Consider the following 18,044-nt stretch of genomic DNA (forward strand, 5'->3'; position numbering starts at 1 on the left):
TCTGCTCCGTGCGCTCGCCTCAGCCTGCCCGGCGCCGCTGGCCGCGCCACCACAGGCCGAAAGCGATCGTGACCGCGGCGGCCAGCGAGAACCAGGTGATGGCGTACTGCATGTGGTCGTCCTTGAGCCGCACCTTGAGCGGTCCGGGCTTCGGCGTGCCGCTGTCGGGCACCGGGGCCTCGAGGTCGATGTAGAACGGCGCGACCTCGCCCCAGCCGAGCACCTGCGCCATCGCGCGATGATCGCGCACGAACCACAGCCGCTTCGTCGGATCTTCCTTCGGTGTCAGCCGGCCCGGCGGCTCGGGAAAGCGGATGTAACCGGTCAGCTCGACCGGCGCACCGGTGACGAGGCGGCTGGTGACGCGATCCTCGAAGGCACGGTCCTGCATCGTGTTCTGGACAAAGCCGGTGTTGATCACGACGGTCTCGCCGTTGGCGAGCTTGGCCGGCAGGAACGCCCAGGTGCCGGGTCCCGCGACATCGTCGCGCACTGCCGAGCCGGAGCTGAAGACCATCGCGTCCGGCTGTTTCACGTAGGTCGCGGTCAGGGTGACGCGGCGGAATTCATCTTTGGCCGAGGTCACCGTGGGCCACGCCGATGGCGGCGGCAGCGCTTCGGTCGGGGCGGCCAGCCGCTCGTCGAGTGCGGCGATCAGCGCGTGTTTCTCGACCCTGCGCTGCAATTGCCAGACGCCGAGGGCGATGAACACCGCGATCAGGATCAGCGTGAAAATGCCGAAGCCGGCCGCGCTCGGCCGCTGAGAGCCTCTTGACGCGCTTCCTTCGCGCGAACCGGTGCCCACTTCGCTGGAAAACGTTTTGTTCGTCGTATCGTTCATTGCGGGTCGCGCTCGATCAATTGGCCTTCGGCGGCCTTGTGGTGGAATTGCAGCGCGATCAGAAGCGCCTTCATTGAACGCAGCGGCAGGATCGTGGTGACCACGATCAACGGCAGCCACAGCGCCGCGTGAACCCAGAACGGCGGTTGGTACTTCACTTCGACGATCAGCGCCGCCGCGACCACGATGGCGCCGGCCAGCATGATGACGAAGATCGCCGGTCCGTCGCCGGCATCGATGAAGGCGAAGTCGAGGCCGCAGGCCTGGCAGCGCGGCGCCAGTGTCAGGAAGCCGGAATAGAGCTTGCCCTTGCCGCAGCGCGGGCAGCGGCAGGCGATGCCGCGCAGCGCGCTTTCGGTCACAGTGGGCGGGGTATCCGTCATCGGTTCTCTTCAAAAGCAAAGGGGGCGGCCATCAGGCCGCCCCCTCTTAGCACGTCAGTGAAGTTAGTGTGCGCCGTGCGCCATCGACTCGGCGCCGTGGCCCCAGACGTAGATGCAGATGAACAGGAACAACCAGACCACGTCGACGAAGTGCCAGTACCAGGCGGCGAACTCGAAGCCGAGGTGCTGCTTCGGCGTGAAGTGGCCGGCATAGGCGCGGATCAGGCAGACCAGCAGGAAGATGGTCCCGACCAGCACGTGGAAGCCGTGGAACCCGGTCGCCATGAAGAAGGTCGAGCCGTAGACGTTGCCGCCGAACGAGAACGTCGCATGGGCGTACTCATAGGCCTGCACACAGGTGAAAAGGGCGCCGAGGATCACGGTGAGGATCAGGCCCTGCTTGAGACCCTGGCGGTCGTTCTCCAGCAGCGCATGGTGCGCCCAGGTGACGGTGGTGCCCGAGGTCAGCAGCAGCAGCGTGTTGAGCAGCGGCAGATGCCAGGGATCGAAGGTCTCGATGCCATGCGGCGGCCAGGTGCCGGGGACCGAGCAGGCCCCCATCGCCGTGCCGGCGCCGCAGCCGAACACCGCATCGCGGGTGGCATGCACCGCATCGGCCGGGAACAGCGCCGAATTGAAGAACGCCCAGAACCAGGCGACGAAGAACATCACCTCGGAGGCGATGAACAGGATCATGCCGTAGCGGTGGCTGATCTGCACCACGCGGGTGTGGTCGCCCTTGTACTGGGCTTCCTTGATCACGTCGCCCCACCAGCTCGCCATGGTGTAGAGCACGCCGATGGTGCCGACGCCGAACACGATCGGCGCGGCGGAGAACATGTGGTGCATCCAGCCGATCGCACCGAGCGCCATGATGAAGGCCGAGACCGAGCCGACCACCGGCCAGGGGCTCGGGTCGACGAGATGATAGTCGTGATGCTTGACTTGCGCCTCAGCCATTGCCGTCTCTCCATTCGCGTGCCGCAAGGCACGTCTTAATCTTGAATTCCAGAACTAGCCGCCCTTGCGCTGCTCCGCCTCGCCCGCAGCCACGGGCTTCGGCGCGGCATCGCGCACGGGGAAGAAGGTGTAGGACAAAGTGATGGTCTTCAGCGTATCGTTCTCGCTGTCCTTGGCCAGCGCCGGATCGACATAGAACACCACGGCCATCTCGCGCTTCTCGCCCGGCGCCATGGTCTGTTCGGTGAAGCAGAAGCAGTTGATCTTCTGGAAATAGGCGCCGACCGTCAGCGGCGCGACGTTGTAGGCGGCTTGTCCCGTGGTGGTGCGCGCCGACTGGTTGGTCACCGTGTAATAGACCGTGACCACCTGGCCGATCTTGACGTCGATCGTGTTCTGCTCGGCCTCGAACTTCCAGGGCAGGCCCGGCGCGACGTTGGAATCGAAACTGACCGAAATGGTGCGCGCGAGCGGCGCATCCGAAGGCACCGAAGTCGCGACCTGGGTGGTGCCGTTGAAGCCGGTGGTGCGGCAGAACCAGTTGTAGAACGGCACGGCCGCGTAGGATGCGCCGACCATCAGCACCACGACGAAGCCGCAGATCGAGGCGACAATGGCGTCGCGCGTCAGCACGCGGCGCGTGGCTTTCGCGGCCTTGGCTTGCGGAGCCTGCGGTGCACCCTGGTTTGCCATCTCACTCACAGCGGCCGCACCAGCACGGCCGGTCCCTTGACGAGAGTGACGGCGAAGAACAGCACGACCATGACGCCGAGCGCGAGCGCAATGGCGATCGAGCGCTGGCGGCGGCTCTTGAGCTGCGCCTCGGTGAGGACGATTCCTTCTGGTTCGCGTTTCTCGTCCATTGCTATCCCATGCGCCCCCATCTTGCCCCCCGGCGTCCCTATCCGATGAAGACAGGCAGGATCGCGCGGACCACGACCTCGGCAAGGAGGACGGCAAACAGCGCGAACAGATAGAGGATCGAGAAGGCGAACAGCCGGCGCGTGGCGCGGTTGGCCGCAACACCTTCACGGCGGCGATAGACCTCGATGGCGAGCCACAGCATGCCGGCGCCGAGAACCAGCGAGGTGACGCCGTAGATCGCGTCGAAATAGCCGAGCGGCCACGGCGCCAGCGCGATCGCGACCAGCACGACGGTATAGAGCAGGATCTGCAGCCGGGTCGCGTCGGGACCAGCGACCACCGGCAGCATCGGGATGCCGGCGCGCGCATAGTCGTCGCTGCGGAACAGCGCCAGCGCCCAGAAGTGCGGCGGGGTCCAGAAGAAGATGATCAGGAACAGCAGGATCGGCTCGACCGAAAGCGAGCCGGTCGCGGCCGCCCATGCCACCACCGGCGGCAGCGCGCCGGCAGCGCCGCCGATCACGATGTTCTGCGCGGTCCAGCGCTTCAGCAGCATCGTGTAGATCACGGCATAGAAGAAGATGGTGAAGGCAAGCAGCCCGCCCGCCACCCAGTTGACCAGGATGCCGAGCGTCATCACCGAGAAGAAGGCGAGCGTCAGACCGAAGGCGGCCGCCTCGGCCGGGGTGATCTTGCCGCGCGGGATCGGCCGGTTGGCGGTGCGCGACATCAACGCGTCGACGTCGCTCTCATAGGCCATGTTGAGTGCGCCGGAGGCGCCGGCGCCGACCGCGATGCAGAGGATCGAGGTGAATGCCAGCACCGGATGGACATGCACCGGCGCGATCATCAGCCCGACCAGCGCGGTGAAGATCACCAGTGACATCACGCGCGGCTTCAACAGCGCGATGTAGTCGCCCACTTCGGCCTCGGAAATCCGGGGCAGCTCGATGGCGTTGTGATCGACAACCGACAAGATCAGGTCTCACTTCTCTCAAAAGGCGCGGCGCACCCAGGGTGCGCCGCGTTGTCTTGGACTTACTGCACGCGGGGCAGCACTTCGAACTGGTGGAATGGCGGCGGCGAGGTCAGCGTCCACTCCAGCGTGGTCGCACCCGCACCCCACGGATTGTTCGCGGCCTGCTCCTTGCGGACGAAGGCATCGATCACGCCGTAGATGAAGATCAGAACGCCGAAGCCGGAGATGTAGGAGCCCCACGAGGAGATCAGGTTCCAGCCGGCGAACGCATCCGGATAGTCGACGTAGCGGCGCGGCATGCCCGAAAGGCCGAGGAAGTGCTGCGGGAAGAACACCAGGTTGACGCCGACGAAGGTGAACCAGAAGTGCGCCTTGGCGATCCGCTCCGAGTACATGTAGCCGAACATCTTCGGGAACCAGTAGTACCAGCCGGCGAAGATGCCGAACACGGCGCCGAGCGACAGCACGTAGTGGAAGTGCGCCACCACGTAATAGGTGTCCTGCAGCACGCGGTCGACGCCGGCATTGGCCAGCACCACGCCGGTGACGCCGCCGACGGTGAACAGGAAGATGAAGCCGACCGCCCAGATCATCGGCGCTTTGAACTCGATCGAGCCGCCCCACATCGTGGCGATCCAGGAGAAGATCTTCACGCCGGTCGGCACCGCGATCACCATCGTGGCGGCGACGAAATAGGCCTGCGTCGCCGACGACATGCCGACGGTGTACATGTGGTGCGCCCACACCACGAAGCCGATGCCGCCGATCGCGACCATGGCGTAGGCCATGCCGAGATAGCCGAACACGGGCTTGCGCGAGAAGGTGGAGACGATCTGGCTGACCATGCCGAAGGCCGGCAGGATCAGGATGTACACTTCGGGGTGGCCGAAGAACCAGAACAGATGCTGGAACAGCACGGGGTCACCGCCGCCGTCGGCCGCAAAGAAGGCGGTGCCGAAATTGCGGTCGGTCAGCAGCATGGTGATCGCACCGGCGAGCACCGGCAGCGACAACAGCAGCAGGAACACGGTCACCAGGATCGACCACACGAACAGCGGCATCTTGTGCAGGGTCATGCCCGGCGCGCGCATGTTGAAGATCGTGGTGATGAAGTTGATGGCGCCGAGGATCGACGACGCACCGGCGAGATGCAGCGACAGGATCGCGAAATCGACTGCCGGACCGGGATGGCCCGAGGTCGACAGCGGCGCGTACATGGTCCAGCCCGCGCCGACGCCGTTGGCGCCCGGCTCACCCTCGACGAAGGTGGAGAGCAGCAGCAGCGCGAACGAGGCCGGCAGCAGCCAGAACGAGATGTTGTTCATGCGCGGGAACGCCATGTCCGGCGCGCCGATCATCAGCGGCACCATCCAGTTGCCGAACCCGCCGATCATCGCCGGCATGACCATGAAGAAGATCATGATCAGACCGTGCGAGGTCACGAACACGTTATAAGTGTGGGTTTCGTGGAATATCTGGACGCCAGGGTACATCAACTCGGCACGGATCGCGATCGACATCGCAGCGCCGATGACGCCCGCGATCACCGCAAAGATAAGGTACATCGTACCGATATCCTTGTGGTTCGTGGAGTAGAGATAGCGCCGCCATCCGGTCGGATGGTGGGCGTGATCATCATGGGCGTGATCGTCGTGTGTCGCTGCGCCTGTCGCCATGTTCAAAATCCTGCCTTGCAGTCCCTCTCGGACCTTGCGGTCCCGTCGCCCTTATTCCGTCCGCGCCGTGAGCCGTCAGGCTTACTGCGCCGCCTGACCAGCCGAGGCGTAGGAATTCGCCGGGTTGGTCGCAAACTTCTTTTTGGCCCCTTCAACCCAGGTCGTGAATTCCTGGTCGCTGACGACCCGCACCGCGATCGGCATGAAGGCATGGTCCTTGCCGCACAGTTCCGAGCACTGGCCGTAGAACACGCCGGTCTTGGTGGCCTTGAACCAGCTCTCGTTGAGGCGGCCGGGGACCGAGTCGATCTTCACGCCGAAGGCCGGCACCGCGAAGGAGTGGATCACATCGGCGCCGGTGGTCTGGATCCGCACCACCTTGTTGACCGGGACCACCATCTCGTTGTCGACACCGAGCAGCCGGGGCTGCTTGTCCTTGTCGAGCAGCGAGTCGAACTCGAACTTGCCGTTATCCGGGTAGGCGTAGGACCAATACCACTGCTTGCCGGTGACCTTCACGGTGAGGTCCGGCTTCGGCACGTCGAGCTCCAGGAACAGGAGGCGGAACGACGGCACCGCAATGCCGACCAGGATCAGGACCGGGATCAGCGTCCAGGCCACTTCGATCAGGGTGTTGTGGGTGGTCTTGGACGGGACCGGGTTGGCCTTGGCGTTGAACTTCACCACCACGATGACGAGCAGCGCCAGCACGAACAGGGTGATGACGGTGATCAGCACAAGCAGGAAATTGTGAAACCAGATGATGTTTTCCATCACCGGGGTCGCGGCTTCCTGCAGCGTGTGTTCCCACGGCGCCGGCTGCCCCATTTCGGCGAAGGCCGATCCCGCGGCGACTGACGCCACACCCGCCACCGCCAACCCCAGCAATTGCCTGCCCAACCGGCCAATCGACATCTTCATGCCGTTCGCGCTCCCTTGCATTATTCCCCAACGCACCCCCGGCACGTGACCGGAGATACAGCACGATCCGCCCTGACAAATGGCCTTCCGGACATACCCGTCTCTGAGTCAAGGTGGGTACGGGAGCCAGATCGCTAGAACGCGTCGAAATCCAGCCTCTCAAACCATAATTCGCAGGCGCTCGCAATGCAGTAGTACGGCCGAAAGCCATGCGCGTGCGATGAAGCTGCCGCTTGCGATTTTTCCCGCAAAATCAAGCGAAAGTCGCCGAAACAACGCCGCGCACTGTTGACAGGGGGATTACCGGATGTAGGCACAGACGGGATGGTCCGCAGGAACCTGATTCGCTGCGGGCTGCCCCAATCCGGCGCGGGAATGGCTTCAAGATCGCCTTCAAGGCGCCCAATTGCGGTATCAGTCGACTGATGCGTGCTACCCGGCGGCCTCGACGGCCGGACCGACCGAACAATCAAAGGATCGACCCCGGATGGGCGCTTCGAAAATTCAGGCAGGACGAAAGGCCGGCTGGCTCGGCGGCCTGCTGATTCTGGCCTTTTCTCTCGGCTTGGCCCAGCCGGCGAACGCGCAGGGCGCGGTCCGTTCGGTCCATGGCGACTGGCAGATCCGCTGCGACACACCGCCCGGCGCCCAGGCCGAGCAATGCGCGCTGATCCAGAGCGTGGTAGCCGAAGACCGCTCCAATGCCGGCCTGACCGTGATCGTGCTGAAGACCGCCGACCAGAAGAGCCGCCTGATGCGCGTGGTCGCCCCGCTCGGCGTGCTGCTGCCCTCCGGCCTCGGCCTGAAGCTCGACAACCAGGACGTCGGCCGTGCCGGTTTTGTCCGCTGCCTGCCCAACGGCTGCGTCGCCGAGGTCGTGATGGACGACAAGCTGCTCGGCCAGCTCAAGAACGCCAAGACCGCGACGTTCATTATTTTCGAGACCCCGGAAGAGGGCATCGGGTTCCCGCTGAGTCTGAATGGGCTCGCGGAGGGCTATGACAAATTGCCCTAGGCCGGCTGCAACGCGCCACTACTGCGTAGCACCACCCGCATAGTAATCGAACAACCTACTCGCCTCGGCGGACAGCCAGTCCGCCTCACCCGTCATGTAGCCCTCGACCTGTCCGGTGATGCCGATCAGGAACGAGATCGGCATGCCGTAGAGCGCGAATGGCGTGTCGACCTCGGCGGCGTCGATGCGCGAGACGAGACCGCCGGGATCGAAGCCGATCGCAAGACGGCGCAACTTGAACTGCTTGACGTAGGGCGCGACCTGCGCGCGGTTGCGATCGGTGCTGATTGCGACGACGACGAGATCGCTGCGGCCGCTGGCCGCGAGGCGATCCAGCATCGGCAGCTCGGTCCGGCACGCCGCGCACCAGGTGGCCCAGAAGTTCACCAGCACCAGTCTGCCCTTGAACACGGTGAGATCGAGCGTGCCGCCGGCAAGCGCCGGGATCGCCACCTGCGGCACCGGGCGGGCGCCTTGAACCAGCGTGAACTGATGCCGGATGGTGCCGAATGGCGGCGGTCCCGACGCTGCGCGCGCCCGTGCTGCCGGCATCGCGAGCGAGACGCCGGCGCCGATCATGCCGGCGACGACGGCGCGGCGGGTGGGCACGCGAACAGAAGTCATGTCGGTTACTCCACTTGCGTTGATGGCCAGACCGCTCAGGACCGGATGTAGGGCCAGCCGGCTTCCTGCAATTCGATGATGCGTCCGGGGCCGTTCGGCACCAGATCGACATTGTCGAGCAGGACCAGCGGATGTCCCTCGGCGCGCTCCATGCCAAGCTTGGTGGCTTCGCAGACCACGAAGCGGATGTCCGGCGTGAGCCCCCGAACCACCCGCAACAAATCCTTCACCGGCGAGGTATCGGCGCGCAGCATGTGGACGCCGGCATTGTAGGCGACGACCTCGATCTCGAACGGCTCGTTGCGCTCCCGATAATATTTCGGGAGGTTGAGCGCGGTCGAGATCAGCGCCCGCATTGTGGTCGGATCGTCGCTGTTGATCGGCAGCACCACATGGTGCACGCGCGGCTCCGCCTTCTTCGCCTCCGGTTTGGAGACCGCCGCGACCGAACCGGTGAGCAGCAATGTCACGGCGAACGGCACCGCGGAGGCCAGCACGAGCCCCGCGGCCAGCGTCAGGATGCGGCGAGAGACGCGCATCGCGGCCAGCTCACGGCAAGCTCGCGAGCAAGCCGAACTGGCTGCGCTTGGCGTAGGCGACGATCGCGCTCAAGGTCAGCAGCACGAGGGCGGGCACCGGCGAGCCGCCGATCAGGAACAGATGCGTGATGGTGGCGCCGATCATGATGCAGCTCAGCAGCAGTCCGCCGAAGGCCGCGACCGGCGGCACCAGGATCAGGACCGCGCTGAGCAGCTCCAGCGATCCGGTGAAATAGCGGAACCACTGGCCGAGCCCGATATGCTCGAATTCCGCGACCAGCATCGGCACGCCGTAGAGCTTGGCCGCGCCCGCGGCGGCGAAGGCCAAAGCGAGCAGTCCCCTGACGACCCACAGCGTGACGGATTTCCAGCGCGACGGCGCGGCGGCAACGGCAACTGACATCGATGACTCCCCAATTGTCCAAATCGATCGGACCCGCGGCCACCCGCCCATCCGGCGGCCGGACCGCGGCTTTCGATGCACTAAATTCGGGAGTAAGATGAAAAGAACAAGTAGGATGCTTTTTGTGAGGTAGTATGAAAAAACTGACTATTGAGCCGGCCGCGCCTCCGGCGGCATCCGAGCCGTGCAACGGCGACCTGTCGGCGCAATTTCATCGCGCGCTTTCGGTGCTGGCCGGGAAATGGAAAGGCGACATCCTCTGGCAACTGGTCGAGCGCAAGCGGCGGTTCGGCGAATTGCGGCAGGCGATCCCCGGCGTGACCCAGCACATGCTGACCACTCAGCTGCGCGATCTCGAGGCCAACGGGCTGGTCAAGCGCACGGTGTATCCCGAGGTGCCGCCGCGGGTTGAGTACGAGATGACGCCGTCGGCCAAGGCGCTCAAACCGGTGTTCGACGAGCTGTACCGGTGGGCGCAGGAGCATGGTTTTCCGACCTCGGCGCAGGGCGCCGCACAACCGAAGTCTGAGCCGTCGGGCGATGGCGGCGTGCCGGAAACCCCGCCGCGGAAGGCCGATCAGCGCTGAGAGCGATGACGACAAGGTGAGAATCCCGGGAGGCGGCCCTGATCGGCCGCATGGCCGCAGGCACTCCCGGTTTGCCACCCCAAACACTATCTTCAGCGATCGCCGTCCAGGCCTGAACCGGGACCGGCACAGGTTTCCGGGTTGTAAGGTGAGTTTTGCGCTCGTCTCTGCTTCAATCGCCCGAAATTCCTGATGCGGGTTCCGCACTGGCAATCAGTTGCGCTTCAGGCAAGGATGGCAAGGAATCGCCAAGGAATCGCATTGCGTCGGAGTGACCATGACCAATCCCGCCACCACCTCCCTGCTCGACCGCGCCAATCTGGACCGCGATGCCGTCCGCCGCGAGGTGTCGCGCGGACTTGAAGGCGCCGACGACGGCGAGCTGTTCCTGGAGTTCGGCCAGACCGAGGCGCTGGTGTTCGACAATGGCCGGCTGAAGCAGGCGACCTATGACACCTCGCAGGGCTTCGGCCTGCGCGCCGTCAAGGACGACGCGGTCGGCTATGCGCATTCCTCCGACGTCTCGATCCCGGCGCTGATCCGCGCGGCGGACGCCGTGGCGGCGGTGCGCGGCGGCTATGCCGGCACGTTCGCCGCGGCGCCGGCCCACACCAATGTCAGGCTCTATGGCGACGAGAACCCGCTGGACGGTCCGGCATTCGAGGCAAAAGTAAAACTGCTCGGCGAGATCGACGCCTATGTCAGGGACAAGGACCCGCGGGTGCGGCAGGTCTCGGCCAGCCTCACCGCGACCTGGCAGGTGGTGGAGATCCTGCGGCCCGACGGCGAGAGCTATCGCGACATCCGCCCACTGGTGCGCGTCAACATTTCCGTGGTCGCCGGCCAGGGCGACCGGCAGGAGAGCGGCAGCAAGGGCTATGGCGGCCGCGAGGGCTATGCCCGCTTCATCGAGACCAAGGCCTGGCGCGATGCCGCCGACGGCGCGTTGCGCGAGGCGCTGGTCAATCTCGAATCGGTGCCGGCGCCCGCCGGTGAGATGGATGTCGTGCTCGGCGCCGGCTGGCCCGGCGTGATGCTGCATGAAGCCGTCGGCCACGGGCTCGAGGGCGATTTCAATCGCAAGCAGACCTCTGCTTTCGCCGGCCTGATGGGCCAGCAGGTCGCAGCCAAGGGCGTCACCGTGGTGGATGACGGCACCATGGCGTCGCGCCGCGGCTCGCTGTCGATCGACGACGAGGGCACCCCGACCAACCGCACCGTGCTGATCGAGGACGGCGTTTTGGTCGGCTACATGCAGGACCGCCAGAATGCCCGGCTGATGGGCATGAAGCCGACCGGCAACGGCCGCCGGCAGAGCTATGCCCATGTGCCGATGCCGCGCATGACCAACACCTACATGCTGTCGGGCGATCGTGACCCGGCGGAGATTCTCGCCTCGGTGAAGAACGGCATGTATGCCGCCAATTTCGGCGGCGGCCAGGTCGACATCACCTCGGGCAAATACGTGTTCCAGTGCACCGAGGCCTACAAGATCGAAAACGGCAAGCTCGGCGCGCCGCTGAAGGGCGCCATGCTGATCGGCAATGGACCGACCGATCTCCACAGGATCACCATGATCGGCAACGATCTTGCGCTCGATACGGGAATCGGCACCTGCGGCAAGAACGGCCAGGGTGTGCCGGTCGGCGTCGGCCAGCCGACGCTGCGAATGGAACGGATTACGGTCGGAGGAACGGGCTAGTGAGCAGCGGAAACGAAGTCGTGGCGGCCAAGCCGACCAGCTGGCGCGGGCAGGCCGTGCAACTGGCGGCGATCGTGGCCGTCGTGTTCCTAGCCAAGGGCGCGATCGCCGAGCCGTTCTACGTGCCGTCGGGCTCGATGGAACCGACGCTGCTGATCGGCGACGCGCTGGTCGCCTCGAAATTCCCCTATGGCTACGGCGCGGCGTCGCTGCCGATCCAGATCACGCTGCCGGAGACCGGCCGGGTGTTCGGCGAGACGCCGAAGCGCGGCGACGTCGTCGTGTTCCGCTGGCCGGGCGACCGCTCGCAGGCCTGGGTCAAGCGCGTGGTCGGGCTGCCCGGCGATCGCATCCAGATGCGGCAGGGCCAGCTCTTCATCAACGATCATGCGGCGGCACTGAAGCCCGACGGCACCGGCTTTGCCGAAGACGATCGCGGCGGCGGCGAGGATGCCTACCGCTATATCGAGACGCTGCCGAACGGCGTCAGCCACGCGATCTTCAAGATCCGCGACAATGGCAGGCTCGACAACACGGCCGAGGTGACGGTGCCGCCAGGCAATCTGTTCGTGCTCGGCGACAACCGGGACAATTCCGCCGACAGCCGCGTGCCGGTGCGCGACGGCGGCGTCGGCTTGTTGCCGATCGACAATCTGATCGGCCGCGCCGATGCGGTGGTCGGCTCCTGGGACATGGGCATCCGCAGCCAACCGGTCTGGACGTGGCTCTCCGGCTTCCGCCTCGCGCGCTTCTTCACCTCGGTGCAGTGAGTTCGCCAACGTGACCTTCGACGACGTCAGGACCCTGGTGCTGGCGTGGCCAGAGGTCGAGGACGGGTCTTCCTACGGCACACCGGCGCTGAAGGTGCGCAAGAAGATGCTGGTGCGGCTCAAGGAAGACGGCGACAGCCTGGTGATGCCCGGCGTGCCGCCGGATGAGCGCGACATGCTGGTCGAGAGCCGGCCGAAGGTGTTCTACTTCACCGATCACTACCGCGATTATCCGACCGTGCTGATCCGCCTGTCGAAGGCCAGGCGCGCGGCCGTCGAGCCGCTGCTGCGCCGGCACTGGCGCACGCTGGCGTCGAAGAAGGCGGTCAGGGATTACGACGGGACGATGGGATAATTCTCATCCGTCATTGCGAGCGCAGCGAAGCAATCAATGTCACGGCCTAACGGATCGATGGATTGCTTCGTCGCGGAGCCTGTCATCGGGCGCGCGTTCGCGCGACCCGTTGGCTCCTCGCAATGACGGAGAAAAGCATGACCCGGGACCAATTCCTCGCAGCCGCGCTGCGCAACCCGGCCAATCAAGCGATCACGGACGAGCTGCATCGCCTTGCCCTGCCCGATGCGTGGCTGGTGTCCGGCTGCCTGGTGCAGACCGTGTGGAATGTGCTGACTGGCCGGCCGATCGATCACGGCATCAGCGACTACGACATCTTCTATTTCGATCGGGATACATCGTGGGCGGCGGAAGACGCTGTGATCCGCGACCTCAAGGCGCGGCTCGGCCATCTCGGGGTTGCGATCGAGGCGCGCAACCAGGCCCGCGTCCATCTCTGGTACCCCGGCAAGCACGGCCTGCCCTATCCCGCGCTGTCGCGCTCGAGCGACGGCATCGATCGCTTCCTCACCGCGACCACGCAGATCGGCATCCGCCGCAGTGCGAATGGTTACGACGTCTATGCGCCGAACGGCTTCGACGATGTCGCCGGCATGATCGTGCGGCCGAACCGGACCGCGAATTTTTCCGTCGTGAACTATGCGAGGAAGGCGGCGCGGTGGAAGGCGCTGTGGCCGGAGATTACGGTGCTGGCGGCGGAGTAACCCGTTGTCCCTGCACCACGCCTGACGTGAACCCGGCCTTGCGATGCTGCGTGCCTGATCTAGGGGCCGATGATCAAGCTCAGGCTCGCCAGGAAAATCACGACAACGCCAAGCAAGACGGCCAGCAGGAACCAGTACCGGTCAAACATCGACGTCTCCAAAGCAGTTCTCCCAGTTTGTTGATTGGTTAGCGGACAGCCGCGAGATGCATGTCGCCCAACGTCGTCGGCAGGCTGCGCGTAATCAGGTCGACGATCGCCCGGTGCAGGCCCTCATCATTGCCGTCGCCGAGCTGATCGGAAAATTCCCGTCGACCGGCCGGCTCGGACCGGCGAGCGGGACATTCCCCGCATTGCCCAGCGGCTGGGCCGCCTTCTTGTCGATGACGTCAAACGTCTTGCCGTCGATCACCCTGATTTCGTAGAGCGCATAGATCTGGCTGTAGGACTCCGTCACCGTCTGGTAGGTGATGAAGCCGACGCCTTCGACCTTTCGATGGCCGCCACCATAGGCCGCCTGCGCCTTGGTGATGACGATATACGCATCGAGCCCTTGCGGAGACACCTCGGTCCGGACCAGCTGCTTGAACGGATCGCCGCGAACAAGGTTGGCGGGCGTGAACACGGAATCCTTGATCGTGGCAAAGGCGGAACGGCTGTAGGTGACCGGCTGCACCTGAAAGCGGCCGCCCAGCGCCGCCGTCGCCTGCTGGACGATCAGATCATCAAGCCCCCACGGCTCGATAGGGAAGCTTTTGCTGCCATTGTCCAGGCCAGTGAGCCCTCCCCTGGCGACGGTCACTCGATCGCCGACCGCCGAAATGATGCCGACGGTCTTGACCGCCTGCAGCTTGCTTTCGCTGGTCGCAAACGTCGCGCACCCGGCCACATTTGCGGCGACAAGAACGACCGCCACGAAGCTCGCACATCGACCGCTGCGGCGCATGGGCTCTCATTGAACCTTGACGTCGAATGAATAGGAGGCGCCGACGCCGAACGTGGTCTGATTTGCCGAGCCGCGGACCGTCACGATCGGGCTCTTCGCGGCGTCGCGGAGCAGTCGATCATATTCGACATAGGAATGAACTTCCCACTTCGGATTGATCCGATACGACAGCTGCGCGCCGACACCGGCCGAATGCGCCCCGCCTTTGGCGTCAAACACCGGCAGCCCGGTCGCCATCGCATGCACGGTATCGATGCTGAAATAGGGCGAGACCGCCTTGGCCGTCTCCAAGGTGAAGCGCGGTCCGGCGGAAACGGTGAGGTCGCCAAACACCGGCACGATGAAGTCCGCCGAGAAATCGGAAACGATGCCGTGGTGGCCGCCAAGGCCCTGGCGCGTCTCGTTGCGCACACGAAACCAGTCGACCGGAAAGTATTCGACGAATCCGCCGAGCTCGAAGGCCGCGTTGACGTCAGCAAGACCGCTGAGCTCGGGGTACCTGCTCGCCTTTCGCGACGCCACGAACTTGCCGACGGGGCCGGCCCGAAAATCACCGAAGTCGACGATCGCGATGCTCGCGTTGTCGCGCGGGCTGCGAAACTGGTCGACGGTGCCGGGGCGACGGATCGCGAAAATCGGGACCGGGGTGAACTTGGTGTGGTTTGTACCCTCGAAATCCGGTCTGGACGCCCCGCTCACGCCAATCATCACAGTCCAGTTGCCCGAGACCGAGGGCAGGAAAGGGACTGAAAAAGGCGGAGCCGGCAACGTGAACGCGGTTTGCGCGGCAGCCTGACCGGGAAAGGCCGCGACAACGCCGAATGCGGCAGGAACAGCAGCAACGATTGCACGACGCGCGGTCTTCGCCGCGCAAGAACGGAAGAACTCTCGCATGGCGGAATGTTCAAAACCTCTGACCTGGGCCTTGTGGGAAGCGTTGTCGTATGGTCGCGGGTAGGTGGCCTGTGAACATTGCCCGAAGATTGCCGCGCGGCGGACTCCCGCGAAGCGCGAAAAGATTCGTGGCTTGCCTTGTCAAAGCCGCCTGCCGATAAGTGCTGCGAGCGCTGAACCATCGCCGGCGCGATGCCGACACAATCGCCTGCAAGATCATCGACCGAACATGCGAGGCAAGGTCCGTGCGCTTTCTCGTGATCGAAGACGAACCGCAAATCGCCGCCTATCTCGACCGGCTGCTCGGGCAGCTCGGCGGCGTTATCGACATCGTCGAGTCCATTACGGATGCGAGGCACGCGCTCGGCACTTTCAATTACGATCTGGCGATCGTCGACCGAATGCTGCCCGATGGCGATGCGCTCAGTATCGTCACGACGCTGAGCCGGCTGCCGGAGAGGCCGGCCATCATCATGCTGACCGCCAAGGACGCCAAGGAAGACGTGATCGACGGGCTGAACGGCGGCGCCGACGACTATCTGGGCAAGCCCTTCGAGCCGCAGGAGTTCGTCGCGAGAGCGCGGGCCGTGCTGCGGCGGCCCCGCGTCTTCGTGCCGTCACTGCTTTCGTTCGGCAACGTCGAACTGAAGATCGGCACCAACGAGGCGACCGTCGCCTGCCACACGGTCCTGCTCCGGCGCCGCGAGGCCTTGATCCTCGAGGCGCTCTTGATGCGACGCGACCGCGTCATCGCCCGCGAGGCACTGATCGAGGCCATCTACGGATTCGACGACGAGATCGAATCCAACACCCTCGAGTCGCAAGTGTCCCGGCTTCGCAAGAGGCTGTCCGAACTTGGCAGCAATGTCGAGATCCGCAGCATGCGGGGCATCGGCTACATTCTGAGGATGGCAAATATCCGATGACGTCGATCGCACGGACATTGACGCTCTCGCTCGGGACGGCCGCCGCCGTGATCTTCTTCGCCGCGCTCGGCCTCGTCTTCTGGCTGTTCATCGCGCAGGAGCCCGAACGCAGCGCCTGTTTTGCGGCCGCCTACGTTCTTGGACGCGCCACCGACATCAACCCCGGCGACAGGCTCACAGTCCGCCCCACCGCCCGATTGGAAGAGCTGAAATCCCAAAGCCCGGACCTATGGTACGTCGTGGCTTACGGCGATGTGACAAGCGAATTCGGGCGCGAACGCAGGCCGCCGCTGCCGGTTTCACTGCCCTTTGTCGGACCGAGCGGTCTGTCCATGCTCAAGTCGCTCGACCAGAAGAGCTCGTTCTGCATGGTCGTCATGCACAGCGGCCGCGTCCCCGAACTCGTGATGATGATCGGAAACGCCCACGTCCGTCTGGACCAGATCGCGATGTGGTTCATCCTGAAAAATCTGTTCGAGATTTCCCTCTACGCGGCGGGGTACGTATTGATCGTGGTGATCGGCGCGTTCCTCGCCGTGCGCTTCGTTGCGCGCAGCATCGAACGGGTGACGAAGCTTGCGCTCGCGATCGATCCGGCCGCGCCGCAGGGATCGATTTCGCTCGATCGGGTCCCCGCAGAATTGAAACCGCTGGCTACGGCGCTGAACCGCGCGTTCGATGAAATCCACGCCTACATCCGGACGCAGCGCCGGTTCCTGGGCAATGCCGCCCATCAGCTCCGCACCCCCCTGACGTTGCTGCGCGCCAGGGTCGAGGACGTGGCCGATCCCGCCTTGCGGGTGGAGTTGATTCACGATGTCCGCCGGCTGACATCGCTTGTTTCGGCCATGCTGGACCTGGCGCGGCTGCAGAACGGGACGCTCGAAAAGCGGCCGATCGACCTTGCGACCGTGACGCGCGACGTGCTGGCCGATTTCAGCCCCTCGGCTTTGGACGCCGGGATCGAACTCTCGCTGGAGCACAGCGACGAACCGGCCACCATGGTGCAGGGCGTCGAAGCTGCTGTCAGGAGCGCGCTGGCCAACCTGGTCGGCAACGCGCTGATTCACGCCCGGGGCGCCCGATGCATCAGGGCCAGCCTAAGCCGCGGCCGCGTATCGATCAGCGACGACGGTGCCGGGCTCTCACCGGGCTCGGAGTGCAAGCTGATCGAGCCATTCCAGACCGGCGACACGACCAGGAACAGCGCCGGCCTCGGCCTGTCGATCGTGCAGGAGATCATGGCCTCGCATGGCGGTGAGCTTGTCATTGCGTCGAACCGTGGACAGGGAACGACCGCTTGCCTTCGCTTTCCGGAGGCCGCGTCGGCTAAGCCAATTCAGCGCGCGGCCGGGGTAAGCTGAGGGCGGCCGGTCGATGAGGATCGGATGGGCGATCATCAGGCCGGTCAACCGCCCTTGGCGCTAGCGCACCACGCCCGACGTGAACCCCGCCTTGCGGCGCGGCGGCTTGATCTCTTTCTTCAGGAAGCAATGCGCGTCGCGGCCGGCATAGCCGGGCCGGGCGTAGGTCCAGGCGCGGCACTTGTTGTCGGCGGTGCAGGCGGCCTGACAGGCCTCGTCGCCGTCGCTGCTCTTCAGCTCGAAATTCTTGTAGTCGCCGCCGAGGCGATCGATCGAGGTTTCGATGGCGCCGTTGCGCGGTTCGACCACGCCCGCGCCACGCACCCCGGAGACGCAGCAGACGTCTTGCACCCGCGCCGGCACGCTGTTCTTGAGCCAGCACACCGCGCCGTTATTGGCATCGGTCGGATAGTTGAAGCTCCAGGCGCGGCAGCGGCGGTCGCGCTCGCAGGTGAGCGCGCAATCGGCGGGATCGCCTGACGAGACCGGCGCGTTCAGGTAGTCGCCGCCGGGACGGTCGAAATTGGCCTGCGCCAATGCCGGGCGTGCGACGAAAGCGGCCGCCAAAACCACAAACATCACCATCCACGCC

The 18,044-nt window shown here is 65.0% G+C and carries 22 protein-coding genes; 8 read left to right on the plus strand and 14 right to left on the minus strand.

What is annotated here, in order from left to right:
- Window positions 1-19: 19 nt before the first annotated feature.
- The 8 genes from ACE103_RS39040 to coxB all read right to left on the minus strand — a co-directional run bounded on the left by ACE103_RS39040 (window position 20) and on the right by coxB (window position 6,624).
- Window positions 20-841 (minus strand): SURF1 family protein, encoded by an 822-nt coding sequence (locus ACE103_RS39040; RefSeq protein WP_375777306.1) that lies wholly within the window; start codon window positions 839-841, stop codon window positions 20-22.
- Complete coding sequence (locus ACE103_RS39045; RefSeq protein ID WP_092119130.1) at window positions 838-1,224, minus strand: DUF983 domain-containing protein; 387 nt, start codon at window positions 1,222-1,224, stop codon at window positions 838-840. The genes ACE103_RS39040 and ACE103_RS39045 overlap by 4 nt, the downstream gene beginning before the upstream one ends.
- Window positions 1,225-1,287: 63 nt before the next feature.
- Window positions 1,288-2,184, minus strand: coding sequence for a cytochrome c oxidase subunit 3 (locus tag ACE103_RS39050; RefSeq protein ID WP_212319921.1), 897 nt, complete (start codon window positions 2,182-2,184; stop codon window positions 1,288-1,290).
- A 54-nt stretch (window positions 2,185-2,238) separates the two neighbouring features.
- Entirely contained in the window at window positions 2,239-2,877 is a 639-nt protein-coding gene (locus ACE103_RS39055; RefSeq protein ID WP_375777307.1) for a cytochrome c oxidase assembly protein, read from the minus strand.
- A gap of 5 nt (window positions 2,878-2,882) precedes the next feature.
- Window positions 2,883-3,047: a CoxF protein gene (locus tag ACE103_RS39060; protein WP_176528844.1), complete on the minus strand. Its 165-nt coding sequence runs from the start codon at window positions 3,045-3,047 to the stop codon at window positions 2,883-2,885.
- A gap of 38 nt (window positions 3,048-3,085) precedes the next feature.
- Window positions 3,086-4,024, minus strand: a complete 939-nt coding sequence (locus ACE103_RS39065; protein ID WP_375777308.1) for a heme o synthase — start codon at window positions 4,022-4,024, stop codon at window positions 3,086-3,088.
- Window positions 4,025-4,086: 62 nt separating this feature from the next.
- Window positions 4,087-5,703 (minus strand): cytochrome c oxidase subunit I, encoded by a 1,617-nt coding sequence (gene ctaD, locus ACE103_RS39070; RefSeq protein ID WP_375777309.1) that lies wholly within the window; start codon window positions 5,701-5,703, stop codon window positions 4,087-4,089.
- Between the two features lie 81 nt (window positions 5,704-5,784).
- Window positions 5,785-6,624: a cytochrome c oxidase subunit II gene (gene coxB, locus ACE103_RS39075; RefSeq protein WP_375777310.1), complete on the minus strand. Its 840-nt coding sequence runs from the start codon at window positions 6,622-6,624 to the stop codon at window positions 5,785-5,787.
- A 487-nt stretch (window positions 6,625-7,111) separates the two neighbouring features.
- On the opposite strand from coxB, the gene ACE103_RS39080 reads away from it, so the two are divergent.
- Window positions 7,112-7,639, plus strand: a complete 528-nt coding sequence (locus ACE103_RS39080) for an invasion associated locus B family protein (protein WP_375777311.1) — start codon at window positions 7,112-7,114, stop codon at window positions 7,637-7,639.
- An 18-nt stretch (window positions 7,640-7,657) separates the two neighbouring features.
- On the opposite strand, the gene ACE103_RS39085 is transcribed toward ACE103_RS39080, so the two are convergent.
- From ACE103_RS39085 to ACE103_RS39095, 3 genes are read right to left on the minus strand one after another with little or no spacing between them, the layout of a single operon-like run.
- Window positions 7,658-8,263: a redoxin domain-containing protein gene (locus ACE103_RS39085; RefSeq protein ID WP_375777312.1), complete on the minus strand. Its 606-nt coding sequence runs from the start codon at window positions 8,261-8,263 to the stop codon at window positions 7,658-7,660.
- A gap of 35 nt (window positions 8,264-8,298) precedes the next feature.
- Window positions 8,299-8,802 (minus strand): hypothetical protein, encoded by a 504-nt coding sequence (locus ACE103_RS39090; RefSeq protein WP_375777313.1) that lies wholly within the window; start codon window positions 8,800-8,802, stop codon window positions 8,299-8,301.
- A gap of 10 nt (window positions 8,803-8,812) precedes the next feature.
- Complete coding sequence (locus ACE103_RS39095; protein WP_375777314.1) at window positions 8,813-9,205, minus strand: DoxX family protein; 393 nt, start codon at window positions 9,203-9,205, stop codon at window positions 8,813-8,815.
- Between the two features lie 134 nt (window positions 9,206-9,339).
- Between ACE103_RS39095 and ACE103_RS39100 the strand changes: the two genes are divergently transcribed.
- The 5 genes from ACE103_RS39100 to ACE103_RS39120 all read left to right on the plus strand — a co-directional run bounded on the left by ACE103_RS39100 (window position 9,340) and on the right by ACE103_RS39120 (window position 13,323).
- Window positions 9,340-9,792 (plus strand): winged helix-turn-helix transcriptional regulator, encoded by a 453-nt coding sequence (locus ACE103_RS39100; RefSeq protein ID WP_375777315.1) that lies wholly within the window; start codon window positions 9,340-9,342, stop codon window positions 9,790-9,792.
- Window positions 9,793-10,069: 277 nt separating this feature from the next.
- The gene (tldD, locus tag ACE103_RS39105) at window positions 10,070-11,494 is read left to right on the plus strand and encodes a metalloprotease TldD (protein WP_223966120.1); all 1,425 of its coding nucleotides are present in this window, start codon (window positions 10,070-10,072) and stop codon (window positions 11,492-11,494) included.
- Window positions 11,494-12,264 (plus strand): signal peptidase I, encoded by a 771-nt coding sequence (lepB, locus tag ACE103_RS39110; RefSeq protein ID WP_375777316.1) that lies wholly within the window; start codon window positions 11,494-11,496, stop codon window positions 12,262-12,264. The genes tldD and lepB overlap by 1 nt, the downstream gene beginning before the upstream one ends.
- A 10-nt stretch (window positions 12,265-12,274) precedes the next feature.
- On the plus strand, window positions 12,275-12,619 hold the full coding sequence (locus ACE103_RS39115; protein WP_375777317.1) for an MmcQ/YjbR family DNA-binding protein: 345 nt from the start codon (window positions 12,275-12,277) through the stop codon (window positions 12,617-12,619).
- 137 nt (window positions 12,620-12,756) lie between these two features.
- Window positions 12,757-13,323 carry a nucleotidyltransferase family protein gene (locus ACE103_RS39120; protein WP_375777318.1) on the plus strand — a complete coding sequence of 189 codons (567 nt, stop codon included), beginning with the start codon at window positions 12,757-12,759 and terminating at the stop codon, window positions 13,321-13,323.
- 243 nt (window positions 13,324-13,566) lie between these two features.
- Here the strand turns inward: ACE103_RS39120 and ACE103_RS39125 are convergent, their stop codons facing one another.
- Window positions 13,567-14,238, minus strand: coding sequence for a hypothetical protein (locus tag ACE103_RS39125; protein WP_375777319.1), 672 nt, complete (start codon window positions 14,236-14,238; stop codon window positions 13,567-13,569).
- A gap of 36 nt (window positions 14,239-14,274) precedes the next feature.
- The gene (locus tag ACE103_RS39130) at window positions 14,275-14,976 is read right to left on the minus strand and encodes a MipA/OmpV family protein (protein WP_375777320.1); all 702 of its coding nucleotides are present in this window, start codon (window positions 14,974-14,976) and stop codon (window positions 14,275-14,277) included.
- Between the two features lie 431 nt (window positions 14,977-15,407).
- On the opposite strand from ACE103_RS39130, the gene ACE103_RS39135 reads away from it, so the two are divergent.
- The gene (locus ACE103_RS39135; RefSeq protein WP_375777321.1) at window positions 15,408-16,088 is read left to right on the plus strand and encodes a response regulator transcription factor; all 681 of its coding nucleotides are present in this window, start codon (window positions 15,408-15,410) and stop codon (window positions 16,086-16,088) included.
- Window positions 16,085-17,452, plus strand: coding sequence for a sensor histidine kinase (locus ACE103_RS39140; protein WP_375777322.1), 1,368 nt, complete (start codon window positions 16,085-16,087; stop codon window positions 17,450-17,452). Before ACE103_RS39135 ends, ACE103_RS39140 begins: the two co-directional genes overlap by 4 nt.
- Before the next feature lie 60 nt (window positions 17,453-17,512).
- Here the strand turns inward: ACE103_RS39140 and ACE103_RS39145 are convergent, their stop codons facing one another.
- Window positions 17,513-18,037, minus strand: coding sequence for a PAN domain-containing protein (locus ACE103_RS39145; RefSeq protein WP_375777323.1), 525 nt, complete (start codon window positions 18,035-18,037; stop codon window positions 17,513-17,515).
- Window positions 18,038-18,044: the final 7 nt, after the last annotated feature.

Origin of the sequence: Bradyrhizobium sp. ma5, assembly GCF_042258955.1 — a bacterium.
In the GTDB taxonomy this organism is placed as follows: Bacteria; Pseudomonadota; Alphaproteobacteria; order Rhizobiales; family Xanthobacteraceae; genus Bradyrhizobium.

Excerpts from the sequence above, each read along its gene's own strand:
- ACE103_RS39040 (WP_375777306.1), bottom strand. The coding sequence starts at position 841 with ATGAACGATACGACGAACAAAACGTTTTCCAGCGAAGTGGGCACCGGT.
- ACE103_RS39045 (WP_092119130.1), bottom strand. The coding sequence starts at position 1,224 with ATGACGGATACCCCGCCCACTGTGACCGAAAGCGCGCTGCGCGGCATC.
- ACE103_RS39050 (WP_212319921.1), bottom strand. The coding sequence starts at position 2,184 with ATGGCTGAGGCGCAAGTCAAGCATCACGACTATCATCTCGTCGACCCG.
- ACE103_RS39055 (WP_375777307.1), bottom strand. The coding sequence starts at position 2,877 with ATGGCAAACCAGGGTGCACCGCAGGCTCCGCAAGCCAAGGCCGCGAAA.
- ACE103_RS39060 (WP_176528844.1), bottom strand. The coding sequence starts at position 3,047 with ATGGACGAGAAACGCGAACCAGAAGGAATCGTCCTCACCGAGGCGCAG.
- ctaD (WP_375777309.1), bottom strand. The coding sequence starts at position 5,703 with ATGGCGACAGGCGCAGCGACACACGACGATCACGCCCATGATGATCAC.
- coxB (WP_375777310.1), bottom strand. The coding sequence starts at position 6,624 with ATGAAGATGTCGATTGGCCGGTTGGGCAGGCAATTGCTGGGGTTGGCG.
- ACE103_RS39080 (WP_375777311.1), top strand. The coding sequence starts at position 7,112 with ATGGGCGCTTCGAAAATTCAGGCAGGACGAAAGGCCGGCTGGCTCGGC.
- ACE103_RS39085 (WP_375777312.1), bottom strand. The coding sequence starts at position 8,263 with ATGACTTCTGTTCGCGTGCCCACCCGCCGCGCCGTCGTCGCCGGCATG.
- ACE103_RS39090 (WP_375777313.1), bottom strand. The coding sequence starts at position 8,802 with ATGCGCGTCTCTCGCCGCATCCTGACGCTGGCCGCGGGGCTCGTGCTG.
- ACE103_RS39095 (WP_375777314.1), bottom strand. The coding sequence starts at position 9,205 with ATGTCAGTTGCCGTTGCCGCCGCGCCGTCGCGCTGGAAATCCGTCACG.
- ACE103_RS39100 (WP_375777315.1), top strand. The coding sequence starts at position 9,340 with ATGAAAAAACTGACTATTGAGCCGGCCGCGCCTCCGGCGGCATCCGAG.
- tldD (WP_223966120.1), top strand. The coding sequence starts at position 10,070 with ATGACCAATCCCGCCACCACCTCCCTGCTCGACCGCGCCAATCTGGAC.
- ACE103_RS39120 (WP_375777318.1), top strand. The coding sequence starts at position 12,757 with ATGACCCGGGACCAATTCCTCGCAGCCGCGCTGCGCAACCCGGCCAAT.
- ACE103_RS39130 (WP_375777320.1), bottom strand. The coding sequence starts at position 14,976 with ATGATTGGCGTGAGCGGGGCGTCCAGACCGGATTTCGAGGGTACAAAC.
- ACE103_RS39140 (WP_375777322.1), top strand. The coding sequence starts at position 16,085 with ATGACGTCGATCGCACGGACATTGACGCTCTCGCTCGGGACGGCCGCC.
- ACE103_RS39145 (WP_375777323.1), bottom strand. The coding sequence starts at position 18,037 with ATGGTGATGTTTGTGGTTTTGGCGGCCGCTTTCGTCGCACGCCCGGCA.